A 15,866-nucleotide genomic window follows, 5' to 3' on the forward strand; every position below is an offset into this window, starting at 1 on the left:
GCGCGGGGGCGGGCCGGGTGCGCAGCGTGGTCACAGGCCGAGCGCCTCCAGCTGTGCCGCGAGGTCCACGACGGCGTCGACGTTGCGCACGCCGGCCTCGGTCGCCGGGAACGGGACCGTCAGGTAGCGGCCCTCGCGCACGGCCGCCATCTCGGCCGTCGCCGGGTTGGACTCGAGCCGCTCGATCTTCGCCTCGGCGGTGTTCCACGCCGCGTCGACCAGGACGAGGACGTCGGGGTCGGCGGCGATCGCCTCCTCCCACGCGAACGCGGTCCAGGTGTCGTGCACGTCGCCCGCGACGTTCTCCAGGCCGACGGCGTCCATGATCATCTGCGGCGCGCCGATGCCTGCGCCGACGTACGGGATGTCGTCGCCGGACGAGTACCACAGGGCCGTGAGCCCGCGCTCGTCCCGGGCGACGCCGTCGAGCGTCGCGCGCTGCTCCGCGACGAGGTCGGCGGCCGCGTCCTGCGCGTCGAAGATCGTGCCGACCTCGGTGATCTCGGCGAAAACGTCGTCGAACGTCAGCGGGTCGGGCATGTACTCGGGCGCCTTGCACGCGGCGGGGGAGACGTAGGTCGCGACGCCGAGCTGCGCGAGCGTCTCGCGGTCGCCTGCGCCCTCCGCCGTGAGGTTGGACTCCCAGCCCGCGTAGACGAGGTCGGGCTCGGTCTCCAGGACCGCCTCCGCACCGGGCACCTTGTCCGAGAGCGGCTCGGCGACGGCGGGGACGTCCGCCGCGGCGTCGGCGAGCGACTCGGGGACCGGGCCGTCGGCGAACGCGCTCGCGACGATCCGGTCGCCCAGCCCGAGCGCGAGCAGCATCTCCGTCGTGCTCGACTTGATCGTCACCACGCGCTCCGGCGCCGCGTCGAACGTCACCTCGAACCCGCAGTCGTCGAGCGTGAGGGGGTAGGTGGTCGCCCTCGCGTCGCCCGACGGCGTGGCGTCGACGCCCGCGGTCGGCTCGTCGCCAGGTGCGGTGCCCGACGAGCAGGCGGCGAGCAGCAGGGCGAGCGTGGCGGTCGGGAGCACGAGGACGGCGCGGCGGACGGGCTGGCGGTGCACGGTGCGGGACGAGGGCACGGGCGAGGTCTCCGGGGGGGTCGGGTGCGGCGCGGCGAACCCTCGACGGGCACGCCGCTGCGGCGGTGCGTTCTCGATGCCGGCCGGCGAGAGCCGGCCGGGACCGACGCGTCATCTCGCGTCGCGCGGACCCGCGGCACAGATCCGTGCCGCCCGGACGGGCCAGTACGGGGCCCGTGGTCCTCCGCCAGCCTAGTCCCTCCGGCGGTCCGTCGTGGCAGAGTGTCCGTCGTGACGGAGCCATCGAACCTGCCTGCCCAGAGCCCCTCGACCGCACCGCTGCGCGCGGTGGTGACCGGCGCGTCGTCGGGCATCGGCGAGGCGTGCGTGCGGTTCCTGCGCGCCCGCGGCTGGGACGTCGTCGCGTTCGCGCGGCGCGCGGACCGGCTCACGGAGGTCGCGGAGCGCACGGGCGCCCACCCGGTCGTCGGCGACGTCACGTCCGACGACGACGTCGCGCGCCTCGTCGCGGAGGCGGGCGCGCGCGGGCCGGTGCACGCGCTGCTCAACATCGCCGGGTTCGGGCTCGGCGTCGACCACGTGGACGAGGCGAAGATCGACGAGTGGCGCGCGATGTACGAGACGAACGTGCTCGGCACCGTGCGCGTGACGAAGGCGTTCCTGCCTCTCCTGCGCGCGTCGCGCCGGGGCGACATCGTGCTCATGACGTCGACCGCCGGCCACGACACGTACGTCGGCGGGTCCGGCTACGTCGCGTCCAAGCACGCGCTGCTCGGTGTCGCCAAGACGCTCCGCCTGGAGCTGGTCGGCGAGCCGATCCGCGTCATCGAGATCGCGCCCGGCCTCGTGCACACGCCGGAGTTCTCGCTCAACCGCTACCACGGGGACCAGGCCGGCGCCGACGCCGTGTACGCCGGGGTCGTGGACCCGCTCACCGCCGACGACGTCGCCGACGTCGTGACCTTCGCCGTCACGCGCCCGCACCACGTCAACATCGACTCGCTGGTCCTGCGCCCCGTCGCCCAGGCGTCGACGTACTCCCTGTGGCGCGCCCCGCTCGTCCCCAAGGGCGTCGAGACCGCCTGAGCGACGACCCGCGGAGACGGCGCAGGGCCGAGGCCGTAGCGCGGAGCCCGTGACGGGCGTTCACTGGGAGCGACAGGAGGTCGGCGGATGGGCGGCGGTCGGAACGGTCGGGCGGGAGCGTGGGCCGCGCTCGCGGGGGTCGTGTGCGCGGCCGTCGGGTTCGCGGTCGTCGAGCTCGTCGCGGCGCTCGTCGGGCCGGGGTCGAGCCCGCTCTTCGCCGCGGGCGCCGGGGTGGTCGACGCCGTCCCCGGGCCGGTCAAGGACTGGGCGGTCGCGACGTTCGGGACCGCCGACAAGGCGGTGCTGCTCGGCGGCATGGCGGTCGTCCTCGCCGCGGGCGCGGCGCTCGCGGGCTGGCTCGAGCTGCGCCGCCCGCCGTGGGGGTCCGTGCTGCTGGGCGCCGTCGGCGCCGTCGGAGCCGTCGTGGCCGCGGCCCGGCCGGGCGCGAGCGTCGCGTGGGCGCTGCCGTCGCTCGTCGGGGTCGGGGTCGCGGTCCTGCTGCTCCGGGCGTCCCTCGCGCCGCTGCGCGGCCCGTCGGACGCGGGGCTCCTCGCCGAGAGCGTCGCCGACGACGGCCGGGCGGTCACCGGGGTCCGTGGCCCGATGGACCGGCGCCGCTTCCTCCTCGTCACCGGCCTCGCCGCCGCGGCGGGCGTCGTCGCGCTCGCGACGTCCCGGGCGGTGTCGGCCGGGTCGCGCGCCGTCACGGCCGCGCGCGAGGCGCTGCGGCTGCCCTCCCCGGCGACGCCCGCCCCGGCCGTCCCCGCCGGGGCGGACCTGCGGGTGCCAGGCCTCGCGCCGTACGTGACGCCCAACGGCGACTTCTACCGGATCGACACCGCGCTGCGCGTGCCCCAGGTCGACCCCACCTCGTGGACGCTGCGCGTGACCGGTCTCGTCGACGAGCCGTTCGAGCTCACGCTCGACGATCTGCTCGCGCTCCCGCTCACGGAGCACCACGTGACGCTCACGTGCGTGTCGAACGAGGTCGGCGGCGACCTCGTCGGCAACGCGCGGTGGCTCGGCTACCCCGTGCGCGAGCTGCTCGCGCGCGCCGGGGTGCGCGACGGCGCCGACATGGTCCTGTCCACGAGCGCCGACGGCTGGACCGCGAGCACCCCGCTCGACGTGCTCACCGACCCCGACCGCGCGTGCCTGCTCGCCGTCGGGATGAACGGCGAGCCGCTGCCCGCGGAGCACGGGTTCCCCGCGCGGCTCGTCGTCCCGGGGCTCTACGGCTACGTGTCCGCGACCAAGTGGGTCACCGAGCTCAAGGTCACGACGTTCGCCGACGACGTCGCGTACTGGTCCACGCGCGGCTGGTCCGAGCGCGGCCCGATCAAGCTCGCGTCGCGCGTCGACACGCCGCGCGCGGGGGCGCCGGTCCCGGCGGGCGTCGTGACCGTCGCGGGCGTCGCGTGGGCGCAGCACACGGGGATCGCGGGCGTGGAGGTCCGGGTCGACGACGGCACGTGGCGCACCGCGACGCTCGCCGAGACGGTGGGCCCCGACACGTGGCGGCAGTGGTCGTACGCGTGGGACGCCACGCCGGGCGAGCACCGCCTGACGGTCCGCGCGACCGACGCCGACGGCCGGACGCAGACCGCCGACGTCGCCCCGCCCGCGCCCGACGGCGCGTCGGGGTGGCACGAGGTCACGGTCCGCGTCGACTGACGGGACCGCGTCCGGCCCGTGGACGCGGGGTTGTCCGCCCGGGTCCGCCCTGGCACCATGTCCGCGTGACCTCCCCGCGCCCCACGAGCCGCACGCTCGTCGACGCGCGCCCGCAGGTCTCCTCCGCCACCTGTTGTTGAGGGCTCGCGGCGCCCTGCGCAGCCTCGACCTGGTGTCCGCGAGCAGCTTCCCGCCCCTCCCTCCTGACGAAGGGGCGTGACGGTCGCCGGTCTCGTGCCACGGGCTCATCGATGAGTCCCGCGCGACGCCCGGGTCTGCACCTCCGGACGCCCGCCGAGCACAGGACGCGAGACCACACCATGTACGTTCCCCGGAGCTTTCCCCGCTACCGCCCGACGACGTCGCTCGCCGCGCCGTCGCGCGAGCCCGCCCGCCCGCCCGCCGCGACGACCGCCGTCGGGCACGACGCCCGCCCGCCGCTCACGCTCGAGTGGCTCGTCGCGCGGGACATCGACGCCTACACCGCGCGCCGCCGCGCGGCGGCTACCATGGACGCACAGGCGTCGACCCGGCCATCACCGGCGAGCCTCCGGAAGAACGGGACCCGCGCCGTCGGGCAGGCCTGACGGCCCCGCGGCCAGGTCCTCACTAGACCCGGACGGGTGGGCCCGTCACAGCCTGCGACGAGCGGTCGGCGACCGCCCGCCGCGCCCGACGACGTCGGGCGCGGGGGACGACGCCGGCAAGCGAGGTGGTACCGCGGCGAGCCCGCCCCTGGGTGGGGGAGTCGTCCTCGCAGGAGAGCACGACCGACCCGTACCACCACGGCGGACACCCCGCCGGCCGCTACCCTCCGGAGTCCTCGAGACCATGGCCTATCCGCTGCACCGCGCCCCCTCGTCCGCCGCCTCTGCCGCCGACTCGCACCCCGGAGCCGCGTTCGGCGTGCCTGCCTCTCCCGACCTGCCCGCGATCGAGCGCGAGGTCCTCGCCTACTGGGAGGCGGACGACACGTTCCGCGCCTCGGTCGAGCGCAACTCCGCCGGCGAGAACGGCAGCAACGAGTTCGTCTTCTACGACGGCCCGCCGTTCGCCAACGGCCTGCCCCACTACGGGCACCTGCTCACGGGGTACGCGAAGGACGTCGTGCCGCGCTACCAGACGATGCGCGGCAAGCACGTCGAGCGCCGTTTCGGGTGGGACACGCACGGCCTGCCCGCCGAGCTCGAGGCGATGGACCAGCTCGGGATCAAGACCAAGGAGGAGATCCTCGAGCTGGGGATCGAGCGGTTCAACGACGCGTGCCGCGCGTCGGTGCTGAAGTACACGAGCGAGTGGCAGGACTACGTGACCCGCCAGGCGCGCTGGGTCGACTTCGAGCACGACTACAAGACGCTCGACCCGACGTTCATGGAGTCGGTCCTGTGGGCGTTCAAGCAGCTCTACGACAAGGGCCTCGTCTACGAGGGCTTCCGCGTGCTGCCCTACTGCTGGAACGACCAGACGCCGCTGTCCAACCACGAGCTGCGCATGGACGAGGACGTGTACCAGGTCCGCCAGGACCCGGCGGTCACCGTGGGCTTCCGGCTCGAGACGGGCGAGCTCGCGCTCATCTGGACGACGACGCCCTGGACCCTGCCGTCCAACCTGTTCGTCATGGTCGGGCCGGACGTCGAGTACGTCGTCGTGGAGTCGTCGTTCACGGGCGTCACGGAGCGCTACGTGATCGCGGCCGAGCGCCTCGGGGCGTACGCGCGCGAGCTCGCCGACGAGGGCGTCGAGGACGTGACGACGCAGGTCGTCGAGCGCCTCACGGGCGCCGACCTCGTCGGGCGCTCCTACACGCCGCCGTTCTCCTACTTCGCCGGCCACCCCGGTGCGCACCGCGTCGTCGAGGCGGACTTCGTCACGACGACGGACGGCACCGGCCTCGTGCACAACGCCGGCGCGTTCGGCGAGGAGGACAAGGTCGTCTCCGACCGCGAGGGGGTCGAGCCGGTCCTCCCGGTCGCGTCCGACGGCAAGTTCGTCTTCCCCGTCGTCGACTACGAGAGCCTGCAGGTCTTCGACGCGAACGCGCTCATCATCGACCACCTCAAGGGCCGGACGCGGCACGACGCCGCGGTGGCGGCGGGCGAGGCGGCTCCGGACCTCGCGCTCGGCGCCACCAGCGTCGGGACGGTGCTGCTGCGCCGCGAGTCGTACGCGCACTCCTACCCGCACTGCTGGCGCTGCCGGCAGCCGCTCATCTACATGGGCGTGTCGTCGTGGTTCGTCGCGGTGTCGACGTTCAAGGACCGCATGGTCGAGCTCAACGAGCAGATCTCCTGGACGCCCGAGCACATCCAGCACGGCCAGTTCGGCAAGTGGCTCGAGAACGCGCGCGACTGGTCGATCACGCGCAACCGGTTCTGGGGGAGCCCGGTGCCGGTGTGGCGCTCCGACGACCCGCAGTACCCGCGCGTCGACGTCTACGGGTCGTTCGCCGAGCTCGAGCGCGACTTCGGCACGCTGCCGCGCAACGAGAAGGGCGAGCCGGACCTGCACCGCCCGTTCGTCGACCGCCTCACCCGGCCCAACCCCGACGACCCGACGGGCCGCTCGACCATGCGCCGCGTCGAGGACGTCATGGACGTCTGGTTCGACTCGGGGTCCATGCCCTACGCGCAGGTGCACTACCCGTTCGAGAACACGGACTGGTTCGAGCACCACAACCCGGGCGACTTCATCGTCGAGTACATCGGCCAGACGCGCGGCTGGTTCTACACGCTGCACGTGCTCGCGACCGCGCTGTTCGACCGCCCCGCGTTCCGCTCGGCCGTCTCGCACGGCATCGTGCTGGGCTCCGACGGCCGCAAGATGAGCAAGTCCCTGCGCAACTACCCGGACGTCAACGAGGTCTTCGACCGCGACGGCTCCGACGCGATGCGCTGGTTCCTCATGAGCTCGCCGATCCTGCGCGGCGGCAACCTCGTCGTCACCGAGGACGGGATCCGCGACGCGGTGCGCCAGGTGCTCCTCCCGCTGTGGAGCACGTACTACTTCTTCACCCTGTACGCGAACACGTCGAAGGCGCAGGCGCGCGCGGGCGAGCCGGGCGGCGCGGCGGGATACGTCGCGCAGAAGGTCGCACCCGAGCGCGTGGCCGGGCTCCCGGCGCTCGACCGCTACCTGCTCGCGCGCACGCACGACCTCGTCGTGCGCGTCACCGAGCAGCTCGACGCCTACGACATCGCCGGCGCGTGCGAGACCGTGCGCGAGCACCTCGACGTCCTGACGAACTGGTACGTGCGCACCCAGCGCGACCGGTTCTGGGCCGAGGACGCCGACGCGTTCGACACGCTGTACACGGCGCTCGAGACGCTCACGCGCGTCATGGCGCCGCTCGCCCCGCTGCTCGCGGAGGAGGTGTGGCGCGGCCTGACGGGCGGGCGCTCGGTCCACCTCACCGACTGGCCGGCGTCCACCGAAGAGGTCGGCGAGCGGTTCGTCGGCGAGGACGGCTCGTCCGCCGTGGCCGTGCGCCACGTCCCGGACGCGTCCCTCGTCGCCGACCCGGCGCTCGTCGCCGCGATGGACGAGGTCCGCGCCGTCGCGTCGGCCGCGCTCGGCCTGCGCAAGGCGCACCAGCTCCGCGTGCGCCAGCCGCTCGCGCGCCTCACGGTCGTCGTGGACGACCCCGAGGCGCTCGCGCCGTACACGGACCTGCTGGCGCGCGAGCTCAACGTCAAGGCCGTCGAGCTCGAGTCGACCGACTCGGACGCCGCCGAGCGCTTCGGTATCACGCAGCGCCTCGCCGTGAACGCGCGCGCCGCGGGACCGCGCCTGGGCCGCGGGGTCCAGGCCGTCATCAAGGCCGCCAAGGCGGGTGCGTGGCGCGTGGACGACGCCGGGGAGGTCGTCGTGACGACGGACGACGGCGACGTCGCGCTCCTGCCCGCGGAGTACGAGCTGACGACGGTGGTCGCCGCCACCCGGGCCGGCGGCCCGGAGCCCGACGCGGAGGCACCGAGCGTCGCCGCCGCGGTGCTCGCGAGCGGCGGGTTTGCCGTCCTCGACCTCGCGCTCGACGACGCGTTGCTCGCCGAGGGCTACGCACGCGACGTGATCCGCGACGTGCAGGACGCGCGCAAGGCCGCCGGCCTCGACGTGGCCGACCGCATCCGGCTGTCGCTCGACGTGCCCGGCGAGTGGCTCGTCGCGGTCGAGGAGCACCGCGACCTCGTCGCGCGCGAGACCCTCGCGGTCGAGGTCGTCCTCGAGACGTCGCCGACCGACGTGCGCTCCGTGCGCGTCGAGAAGGCCGACGGCACCGTTCCGGAGACGGCGGTGATCCTGTGAGCGCCGCCCGCAAGGACCCCGGCGCCGCACGCCGGCAGAGCGCGAAGGACGCCCGCGCGGCCGCGGAGGACGTCGCCGCGCAGGCGGACCTGGAGCGTGTCTACCAGCACATCGTGTCCCGTGCTCCCGAGCACGACTTCGACCCGACGATCGACCGGGTGCGGCGCCTGTTCGAGCTGCTGGGCGACCCGCAGCACGCGTTCCGGACGATCCACCTCACCGGGACCAACGGCAAGACGAGCACCGCGCGCGTCGCGGAGCGCCTCGTGCGCGAGCACGGGCTGCGCACGGGGATGTTCACGAGCCCGCACCTGACGAGCGTCACCGAGCGGATCGTCGTCGACGGCGAGCCGCTCTCGGCGCGCCGGTTCGTCGAGGTCTGGGAGGACGTCTACCCGTACGTGCAGGTCGTCGACGCCGAGCTCGCCGAGGCCGGGCAGTCGCAGCTCAGCTTCTTCGAGGTGCTCACGGGCGTGGCGTTCGCGGCGTTCGCCGACACGCCCGTCGACGTCGCGATCGTCGAGGTCGGCATGGGCGGCGAGTGGGACTCGACCAACGTGGTCGACGCCGAGGTCGCCGTCGTGACGCCCGTCGCGCTCGACCACGAGCGCTGGCTCGGCAGCACGCTCGAGGAGATCGCGACGGTCAAGTCGGGCATCGTCAAGGGTGGCGCGACCGTCGTCTCCGCCGCGCAGCGCCCGGAGGTCGAGGAGGTGCTGCGCGCCCGCGCCGAGCGCGTCGGTGCGCGCCTGCTGCGCGAGGGCGTCGACCTCGACGTGGCGGCACGGCAGGTCGCGGTCGGGGGGCAGCTCCTCGACCTGCGCACGCCCGCCGCGCTCTACACCGAGGTGTTCCTCCCGCTGCACGGCGAGCACCAGGCGCACAACGCGCTGCTCGCGCTCGGCGCGGTGGAGGCGTTCCTCGGCGGCCGGGCGCTCGACGGCACGCTCGTCGAGGCGGCCTTCGCGGACGTCACCTCGCCGGGCCGGCTCGAGGTCGTGCGGTCGAGCCCGACCGTCCTCGTCGACGCGGCGCACAACGCCGCGGGCGCGGAGGCGCTCGCGACCGCGCTCGGCGAGGCGTTCGACCTGCGCCACCTCGTCGGGGTCGTCGCGATCATGGCGGACAAGGACGCCGAGCCGCTGCTCGCGGCGCTCGAGCCGGTGCTGTCCGAGGTCGTCGTGACGCGCAACAGCTCCGAGCGGTCGGCCGATCCCGCCGACCTCGCCGAGCTCGCCGCGGACGTGTTCGGCGAGGACCGCGTGCACAGCACCGAGCGGCTCGACGAGGCGCTCCAGGTGGCCGTCGACCTCGCCGAGCGGGACGACGCGGTGGGCGTGGGGACCGGCTCGGGCGTGCTCGTCACGGGCTCGGTCGTCACGGTCGCCGACGCGCGCATCCTCCTCGGGCGCGGCTGACGCCCCGTCCCGCGCGGCACTGCTCCTCCGCGCACGAGGCGCGCCACCGGGTGGCGCGCCTCGTCGCGTCGGGGACGCCTCGCGGCCCGCCGCACCCGGGTGTTTGATGGAGGCGACGACGGCGACGGACACGCCGGGCGGGGGTCGTCGGCGTCCGGAGCACCGGGCGCACGGACCGATGGAGGGATGACCGGTGAAGAAGCTGCTCAACGATCCCCAGGACGCGGTGTCGGAGTCCCTGGAGGGGTTCGGCCAGGCGCACGCCGACCTCGTGGAGGTGCACCTCGCGCCGCCCTACGTCTCGCGGGCCGGGGGTGCGGTCCCCGGGAAGGTCGGGCTGGTCTCCGGCGGTGGGTCCGGGCACGAGCCGCTGCACGCGGGCTTCGTCGGCTTGGGGATGCTCGACGCCGCGGTCCCGGGCGCGGTCTTCACCTCGCCGACGCCGGACCAGATCGTCCCGGCGATCCTCGGCGCCGACTCGGGCGCGGGCGTCCTCGCGATCGTGAAGAACTACACGGGCGACGTGCTGAACTTCGAGACGGCGGTCGAGCTCGTCGAGGCGGAGGGCACCCAGGTCACGAGCATCCTCGTCAACGACGACGTCGCGGTCGAGGACTCGCTCTACACCGCCGGCCGGCGCGGCGTCGCGGGGACGGTCGCGGTCGAGAAGATCGCGGGCGCCGCGGCCGAGCGCGGCGACGACCTCGGCGCGGTGACGGAGATCGCGGGCCGCGTCGTCGCGAACGTGCGCTCGATGGGCGTCGCGCTCACCGCCTGCACGGTCCCGCACGTCGGCAAGCCGAGCTTCGACCTCGGCGACGACGAGGTCGAGATCGGGATCGGCATCCACGGCGAGCCGGGCCGGCACCGCATCCCGCTGGCCTCGGCGGACGAGATCACGCAGCGGCTCGTGGACCCCGTCGCCGACGACCTGGGCCTGTCGGACGGCGAGGACGTGTTGCTGTTCGTTAACGGAATGGGCGGTACGCCGCTGTCCGAGCTGTACGTCGTCTATCGTCAGGCGAGGAGGCTGCTCGAGGGGCGCGGCGTACGGGTGACGCGCTCGCTCGTCGGCAACTACGTCACGTCGCTGGAGATGCAGGGTGCGTCGGTCACCGTGCTGCGCCTGGACGACGAGCTCACCGCCCTGTGGGACGCTCCCGTCCACACGGCTGCGCTGCGCTGGTGAGGCGGCGCCCGTGCGTGCAGTCTCCGAGGGGCCGGCGGACCGCCGGCTCGACGGCGAGGAGAGGTGGGGCATGACGCTGGACGTGGCCTGGGCGGACCGGTGGACGCGGCTGAGCGCGGAGCGCATCGCGGCGGCACGGGACGAGCTGACCGAGCTGGACCGCCAGATCGGTGACGGCGACCACGGGGAGAACCTCGACCGGGGGTTCCGCGCGGTGGTCGCCAAGCTCGACGGGACGGCCGCCGGGGACCAGCCGCCGGGTCAGATCGGCGACGTGCTCAAGCTCGTGGCCACGACCCTCATGTCGTCCGTCGGCGGCGCCTCGGGGCCGCTCTACGGCACCGCCTACCTGCGTGCGGCGAAGGTGACGGGCCTGTCCGAGCTCGACGCCCACGGCGTGGTGGCCCTCCTCGAGGGCGCGCTGGAGGGCATCACCGCCCGTGGCAAGGCGCAGGTCGGGGAGAAGACGATGGTGGACGCCTGGCAGCCGGCGGTGGACGCCGCGGAGGCCGCCGCGGACGCCGGGGCGTCGACCGGCGACGTCCTCGCCGCCGCCGCGCAGGCGGCGCGCGCGGGCGCCGAGGCGACGGTCCCGCTCGTCGCGACGAAGGGCCGCGCGAGCTACCTGGGTGAGCGCAGCGCCGGGCACCAGGACCCGGGGGCGACCTCGACCGCGATCCTCCTCGAGGCCGCGCGCGACGCGGCGACGGCGTGAGCGGCGCCGCCGGGCCGGTCGGGGCGCGAGCGCGCGTCGCGCTCGTCCTCGTCTCGCACTCGCAGCGGCTCGCCGAGGGTGCCGTCGAGCTGTCCGCGCAGATGGCTCCCGGTGTGCTGCTGCTCGCCGCGGGAGGGACCGACGACGGCGGGCTCGGCACGAGCTACGACCGGGTGTCCGCGGCGCTCGACGAGGCGCTGGCCGTCGCGGAGGGCGTGGTCGTACTCGCCGACCTGGGCTCCGCCGTCATGACCGTCGAGTCGGTGCTGGACATGGAGGACGGGTTCGACGGGAGGGTCCGGCTCGCCGACGCCCCGTTCGTCGAGGGCGCGGTGGCGGCGGCGGTGACCGCGCACGGTGGGGGCGACGTCGCGGAGGTGCTCGCGTCGGCCGAGCACGCGGGCGGCACGTTCGCGGTCGCTGGCGGAGCTCCCGCCGAGGAGGCGTCGGCGACCCGGGCGGAGCCTCCCGCGGACGGTGCGACGCGCGCCGTCGTCGCGCTGCGCAACCCGCTCGGCCTGCACGCGCGCCCCGCCGCGGTGCTCGCGCGGCTCGTCGCCGGTTTCGACGCGACGGTGGCGATCGACGGGGTCAACGGCGCGAGCGTCCTCGAGCTCATGAAGCTGGGGGCCACGGGCGGGCAGGACCTCACCGTGACGGGGGAGGGACCCCAGGCCGCCGACGCCGTGCGCGCGGTCGTCGAGGCCGTGGAGGGCGGATTCGGGGAGGTCTGACCGGCACCCCGGTGTGACGGGCGTCACGCCATATTGCAGTTGATGCAAAATTGCAGAGGGTGCAAGAATACACGGGTGCCCCTGACTCTCCCTGACGTGCCCGCTCGCCCCTCGTTGGTCGAGCGGGCCGCGACGTGCCTCGCGCCGTCTCCCGGCGGTCTGCGAGAGCGCAAGAAGCGCGCCCGACGGGAAGCGCTCGTCGAGGCCGCGCAGACGCTCGTGCTGGAGCGCGGCTTCGACGCGGTGACGGTCGAGGACATCTGTGCCGAGGTCGGGGTCTCGCCGCGCACGTTCTTCAACTACTTCCCCTCCAAGGACGACGCCGTGCTCGGCCTGGAGGACTTCTCCGTGCGCCCGGAGGTCGTCGCGGCCTTCGTCGAGGGCGGCCCGACGGGCGCCCTGCTCGACGACCTCGAGGTGGTCGTCGCCGACGTGCTCGGGCACCAGGTCGTCACGCCCGAGCGCATGGCGCGCACGCTCGAGCTCGTCCAGCGCGAGCCGCAGCTCGTCGCGCGGCACGTCGCGTGGGTCGACGGCCATCGCGCGGAGCTCGTCGACATGTTCGTCGCACGCCGGGCCGCCCGGCCCTTCGTCCCCGATCCCGAGCTCCTGGCCCTCGTGGTCATGAGCCTGCTGCGCGCGAGCACCCTCGAGTGGCAGCAGCGCGACCGCGAGGGCGAGCCGGTGGACCACCTGCCGACCGTCGTCGCCCAGCTCCGCGCGCTCCTGGCGGACACGCGCGCCCCTGATCCCGTGGCCCGCTAGCCGCACGCCCTGCGGGCCACCGCACCACCACCGCTCCACCGCCTCACCAGCTCCCCACCCGACGACGGGCCGCGCCCGTCGGCGCGCGCCCGCCCGTCCTGACCGAACCGGATCCTCATGGCCTCCTCCACCGCAGCACCCCCCGTCGACGGCGCCAAGCCGCTCGTCGTGCTCACCCCGCGCACCGTGTGGGTGATCTTCGGCGCGCTCATGGCGTCGATGTTCCTGTCCTCCCTCGACCAGTCGATCGTCGGCACCGCGATGCCGACCATCGTCGGCGAGCTCCACGGCGTCGAGCACCAGGGCTGGGTCATCACGGCCTACATCCTGGCCATCGCGATCGTCATGCCCCTGTACGGCAAGTTCGGCGACCTCTGGGGTCGTCGGTGGCCGTTCCTCGTCGCGATCGGGCTCTTCACCATCGCGTCGGCCGGTGCCGGGTTCGCGCAGTCGTTCCCCGAGCTCGTCGCCTGGCGCGGCGTGCAGGGCCTCGGCGGCGGCGGTCTGATGATCCTGTCGCAGGCGATCATCGCGGACATCGTGCCCGCGAAGGACCGCGGCAAGTACATGGGTCCCATGGGCGCCCTGTTCGGCATCGCGGCCGTGATCGGGCCGCTCCTGGGCGGCTGGTTCACCGAGGGGCCGGGCTGGCGCTGGGCGTTCTGGATCAACGTGCCGATCGGCGTCGCGGCCTTCGTCGTCGCGTGGGTCGCGCTCAAGCTCCCGTCGCACCGCTCGGGCCGCAAGATCGACGTCGCCGGGATCTTCCTCATGGTCGTCGCCACGTCCGGCATCGTGCTCGTCACGAGCTGGGAGTCCCTCACCAGCTCGCGCGGCTACGACTGGTCGGACCCGTGGCTCCTGGGCCTCGTCACGGTCGTGATCGTGTCGATCGCCGCGTTCGTCGTGGTGGAGAACCGTGCCGAGGAGCCGCTGCTCCCGCTGCACCTCTTCAAGAACCGGACGTTCACGATCGCGACGCTCATCGGCCTCGTGCTGGGCATGGGCATGTTCTCGGCGCTCGCGTTCCTGCCGACGTTCCTCCAGATGTCGACCGGCGCCGGGGTCACCGAGTCCGGCTTCCTCCTGCTGCCCATGATGGCGGGCGTCATGCTCACGGCGATCGGGTCCGGTATCGCGATCACCAAGACCGGCCGCTACAAGGTGTTCCCGGTCGTCGGGCTCGCGATCACCGCCGCGGGCATGATCTGGCTCACGCGCATCACCGGGGACATGTCGATGTGGCTCTTCGGCGCCATGATCTTCGTCATGGGCGCCGGCATGGGCCTCGTCATGCAGACGATCGTCCTCGCGGTCCAGAACGCCGTCGACCCGCACGAGCTGGGGACCGCGACGAGCGCGAACAACTTCTTCCGCGAGATCGGCGCGGCCGTCGGCACGGCGCTGTTCAGCACGATCTTCACGTCGCGCCTCGCGGACAACCTCGAGGGCGTCTTCGCGGGCCTGCCCGCGGGCTCGGCCCCCGCCGGTGCCGAGGGGGCCTCGCTCACGCCCGAGATGGTGCAGCAGCTCCCCGAGCCGATCCACACGGGCGTCGTCGACGCGTTCACGGACGCGCTCGCCCCGGCCTTCTGGTACCTCGTCCCGCTCGTGCTCGTCGGGTTCGTCCTCGCGCTCTTCCTGCGCGAGGTCAAGCTCTCCGACGTCGCGGGGATGGTCGCGCGCGGCGAGGCCGTCGCGGACCACGGCGACCTCGTCGAGGACGCCCCGGTGCCGGTCGAGGACGGCGCGGGCGAGGCCCCGGCCGTCGTGACCGCGGGAGCCGCGGGGGCGGGCGGCGACCACCCGGAGGACCGGGGCCGCGACGCCACGCCGGTATCCTGACCGGGTGAGCACCTCGCCGTCGCAGCCCGCCGCGCAGCCGTCCCGCTACGGCCGCGCGGCGGGCCCGGTGCGCCCCTCGCCGGGCGACCGGATCAAGCCCAAGAAGCCCGCGAAGGTCCAGTTCGCGTCCACCACGCTGCTGCTCGAGGCGTTCCTCGTGGTGTTCGCCACGCTCGTCGCCTACGGGCTGCGGGACGTGCCGTACTCGCGCGGGCCGCTCGAGCTGCCGAGCGCGACGTCGATCTGGCTCGTGGGCGGCGCCCTCGCGGTCGTGCTCGTCGTCCTCTCGCGCATGGTCGGCACGCCGGGCGGCTACGTCGCCGGGTCGGTCGTCCAGGTGCCGGTCCTGGCGTTCGGCCTCGTCGTGCCGATGATGTTCGTCGTCGGCGGGCTCTTCGTCGTGCTGTGGGTCGTCTCGATCCGGCTCGGCGGGCGCATCGACCGGGAGCGCGCCGCGTACGACGCCGAGCACCCCGAGACCGCGCCCAACGCCGACTGAGGCGCGCCTCACGGGCCCGGTGGTCACGGCGTCCCGCACGCCCGCGCGGCCGGTAGGCTCGGCGACCATGACCGACGTCGCACCCGCACTGACCGAGACCATCGAGCGCACCCTCATCCTCGTCAAGCCCGACGGCGTCCGCCGCGGCCTGTCCGGCGAGATCCTGCGGCGCGTCGAGGCCAAGGGCTACACGCTCGCCGCCGTGCGCCTGCTCGACGCGACGCCCGAGCTGCTCGCCGCGCACTACGCCGAGCACGAGGGCAAGCCGTTCTACCAGCCGCTCGTCGACTTCATGCTCTCGGGCAAGATCCTCGCGGTCGTGGCCGAGGGCCAGGGCGTCATCCCCGGCTTCCGCTCCCTCGCGGGCGCGACGAACCCGACCGAGGCCCTGCCCGGCACCGTCCGCGGCGACCTCGGCCGCGACTGGGGCCTCAAGGTCCAGCAGAACCTCGTCCACGGCTCCGACTCGCCCGAGTCCGCCGCGCGCGAGATCGCGCTCTGGTTCCCCGAGCTCGGCTGACGCACCGTCACGCGGCACCGCGCCCCGTCCCGGCCGCACCGGCCGGGGCGGGGCGTCTCGCGTCCCGGCGCC

13 protein-coding genes are annotated in these 15,866 nt (G+C 74.2%); 12 read left to right on the plus strand and 1 reads right to left on the minus strand.

All coding sequences use genetic code 11. The annotated features are described in order from the left end of the window. Window positions 1–30 precede the first annotated feature (30 nt). A complete protein-coding gene (locus tag ABRQ22_RS21430) occupies window positions 31–1,086 on the minus strand; it encodes a putative F420-0 ABC transporter substrate-binding protein (protein WP_353708109.1) in 1,056 nt (351 codons plus the stop codon). A gap of 231 nt (window positions 1,087–1,317) precedes the next feature. Between ABRQ22_RS21430 and ABRQ22_RS21435 the strand changes: the two genes are divergently transcribed. The 12 genes from ABRQ22_RS21435 (at window position 1,318) to ndk (ending at window position 15,794) form a co-directional block, all read left to right on the plus strand. After that, on the plus strand, window positions 1,318–2,133 hold the full coding sequence (locus tag ABRQ22_RS21435) for an SDR family NAD(P)-dependent oxidoreductase (RefSeq protein WP_353708110.1): 816 nt from the start codon (window positions 1,318–1,320) through the stop codon (window positions 2,131–2,133). A gap of 87 nt (window positions 2,134–2,220) precedes the next feature. Beyond that, on the plus strand, window positions 2,221–3,807 hold the full coding sequence (locus ABRQ22_RS21440; protein WP_353708111.1) for a molybdopterin-dependent oxidoreductase: 1,587 nt from the start codon (window positions 2,221–2,223) through the stop codon (window positions 3,805–3,807). 320 nt (window positions 3,808–4,127) lie between these two features. Further along, on the plus strand, window positions 4,128–4,394 hold the full coding sequence (locus ABRQ22_RS21445; protein WP_353708112.1) for a hypothetical protein: 267 nt from the start codon (window positions 4,128–4,130) through the stop codon (window positions 4,392–4,394). A gap of 244 nt (window positions 4,395–4,638) precedes the next feature. After that, window positions 4,639–8,109 carry an isoleucine--tRNA ligase gene (gene ileS / locus ABRQ22_RS21450; protein WP_353708113.1) on the plus strand — a complete coding sequence of 1,157 codons (3,471 nt, stop codon included), beginning with the start codon at window positions 4,639–4,641 and terminating at the stop codon, window positions 8,107–8,109. After that, window positions 8,106–9,527: a folylpolyglutamate synthase/dihydrofolate synthase family protein gene (locus tag ABRQ22_RS21455; protein WP_353708114.1), complete on the plus strand. Its 1,422-nt coding sequence runs from the start codon at window positions 8,106–8,108 to the stop codon at window positions 9,525–9,527. The genes ileS and ABRQ22_RS21455 overlap by 4 nt, the downstream gene beginning before the upstream one ends. A gap of 193 nt (window positions 9,528–9,720) precedes the next feature. Then, window positions 9,721–10,716: a dihydroxyacetone kinase subunit DhaK gene (gene dhaK / locus ABRQ22_RS21460; protein WP_253051258.1), complete on the plus strand. Its 996-nt coding sequence runs from the start codon at window positions 9,721–9,723 to the stop codon at window positions 10,714–10,716. A 70-nt stretch (window positions 10,717–10,786) separates the two neighbouring features. Continuing rightward, window positions 10,787–11,431, plus strand: a complete 645-nt coding sequence (gene dhaL, locus ABRQ22_RS21465) for a dihydroxyacetone kinase subunit DhaL (RefSeq protein ID WP_253051259.1) — start codon at window positions 10,787–10,789, stop codon at window positions 11,429–11,431. Next, window positions 11,428–12,165 carry a dihydroxyacetone kinase phosphoryl donor subunit DhaM gene (gene dhaM, locus ABRQ22_RS21470; protein ID WP_353708115.1) on the plus strand — a complete coding sequence of 246 codons (738 nt, stop codon included), beginning with the start codon at window positions 11,428–11,430 and terminating at the stop codon, window positions 12,163–12,165. The genes dhaL and dhaM overlap by 4 nt, the downstream gene beginning before the upstream one ends. 96 nt (window positions 12,166–12,261) lie before the next feature. Further along, on the plus strand, window positions 12,262–12,930 hold the full coding sequence (locus ABRQ22_RS21475; RefSeq protein WP_253051261.1) for a TetR family transcriptional regulator: 669 nt from the start codon (window positions 12,262–12,264) through the stop codon (window positions 12,928–12,930). 117 nt (window positions 12,931–13,047) lie between these two features. Further along, window positions 13,048–14,775: an MDR family MFS transporter gene (locus tag ABRQ22_RS21480; RefSeq protein WP_253051262.1), complete on the plus strand. Its 1,728-nt coding sequence runs from the start codon at window positions 13,048–13,050 to the stop codon at window positions 14,773–14,775. Window positions 14,776–14,779: 4 nt separating this feature from the next. Beyond that, window positions 14,780–15,274: a DUF4233 domain-containing protein gene (locus tag ABRQ22_RS21485; protein ID WP_308202275.1), complete on the plus strand. Its 495-nt coding sequence runs from the start codon at window positions 14,780–14,782 to the stop codon at window positions 15,272–15,274. Window positions 15,275–15,341: 67 nt separating this feature from the next. Continuing rightward, the gene (ndk, locus tag ABRQ22_RS21490) at window positions 15,342–15,794 is read left to right on the plus strand and encodes a nucleoside-diphosphate kinase (protein ID WP_253051263.1); all 453 of its coding nucleotides are present in this window, start codon (window positions 15,342–15,344) and stop codon (window positions 15,792–15,794) included. Window positions 15,795–15,866 lie beyond the last annotated feature (72 nt).

Source organism: Cellulosimicrobium sp. ES-005, assembly GCF_040448685.1.
Lineage (GTDB): Bacteria > Actinomycetota > Actinomycetes > Actinomycetales > Cellulomonadaceae > Cellulosimicrobium > Cellulosimicrobium cellulans_G.

Excerpts from the sequence above, each read along its gene's own strand:
- ABRQ22_RS21440 (WP_353708111.1), top strand. The coding sequence starts at position 2,221 with ATGGGCGGCGGTCGGAACGGTCGGGCGGGAGCGTGGGCCGCGCTCGCG.
- ABRQ22_RS21445 (WP_353708112.1), top strand. The coding sequence starts at position 4,128 with ATGTACGTTCCCCGGAGCTTTCCCCGCTACCGCCCGACGACGTCGCTC.
- ileS (WP_353708113.1), top strand. The coding sequence starts at position 4,639 with ATGGCCTATCCGCTGCACCGCGCCCCCTCGTCCGCCGCCTCTGCCGCC.
- dhaL (WP_253051259.1), top strand. The coding sequence starts at position 10,787 with ATGACGCTGGACGTGGCCTGGGCGGACCGGTGGACGCGGCTGAGCGCG.
- ABRQ22_RS21480 (WP_253051262.1), top strand. The coding sequence starts at position 13,048 with ATGGCCTCCTCCACCGCAGCACCCCCCGTCGACGGCGCCAAGCCGCTC.
- ndk (WP_253051263.1), top strand. The coding sequence starts at position 15,342 with ATGACCGACGTCGCACCCGCACTGACCGAGACCATCGAGCGCACCCTC.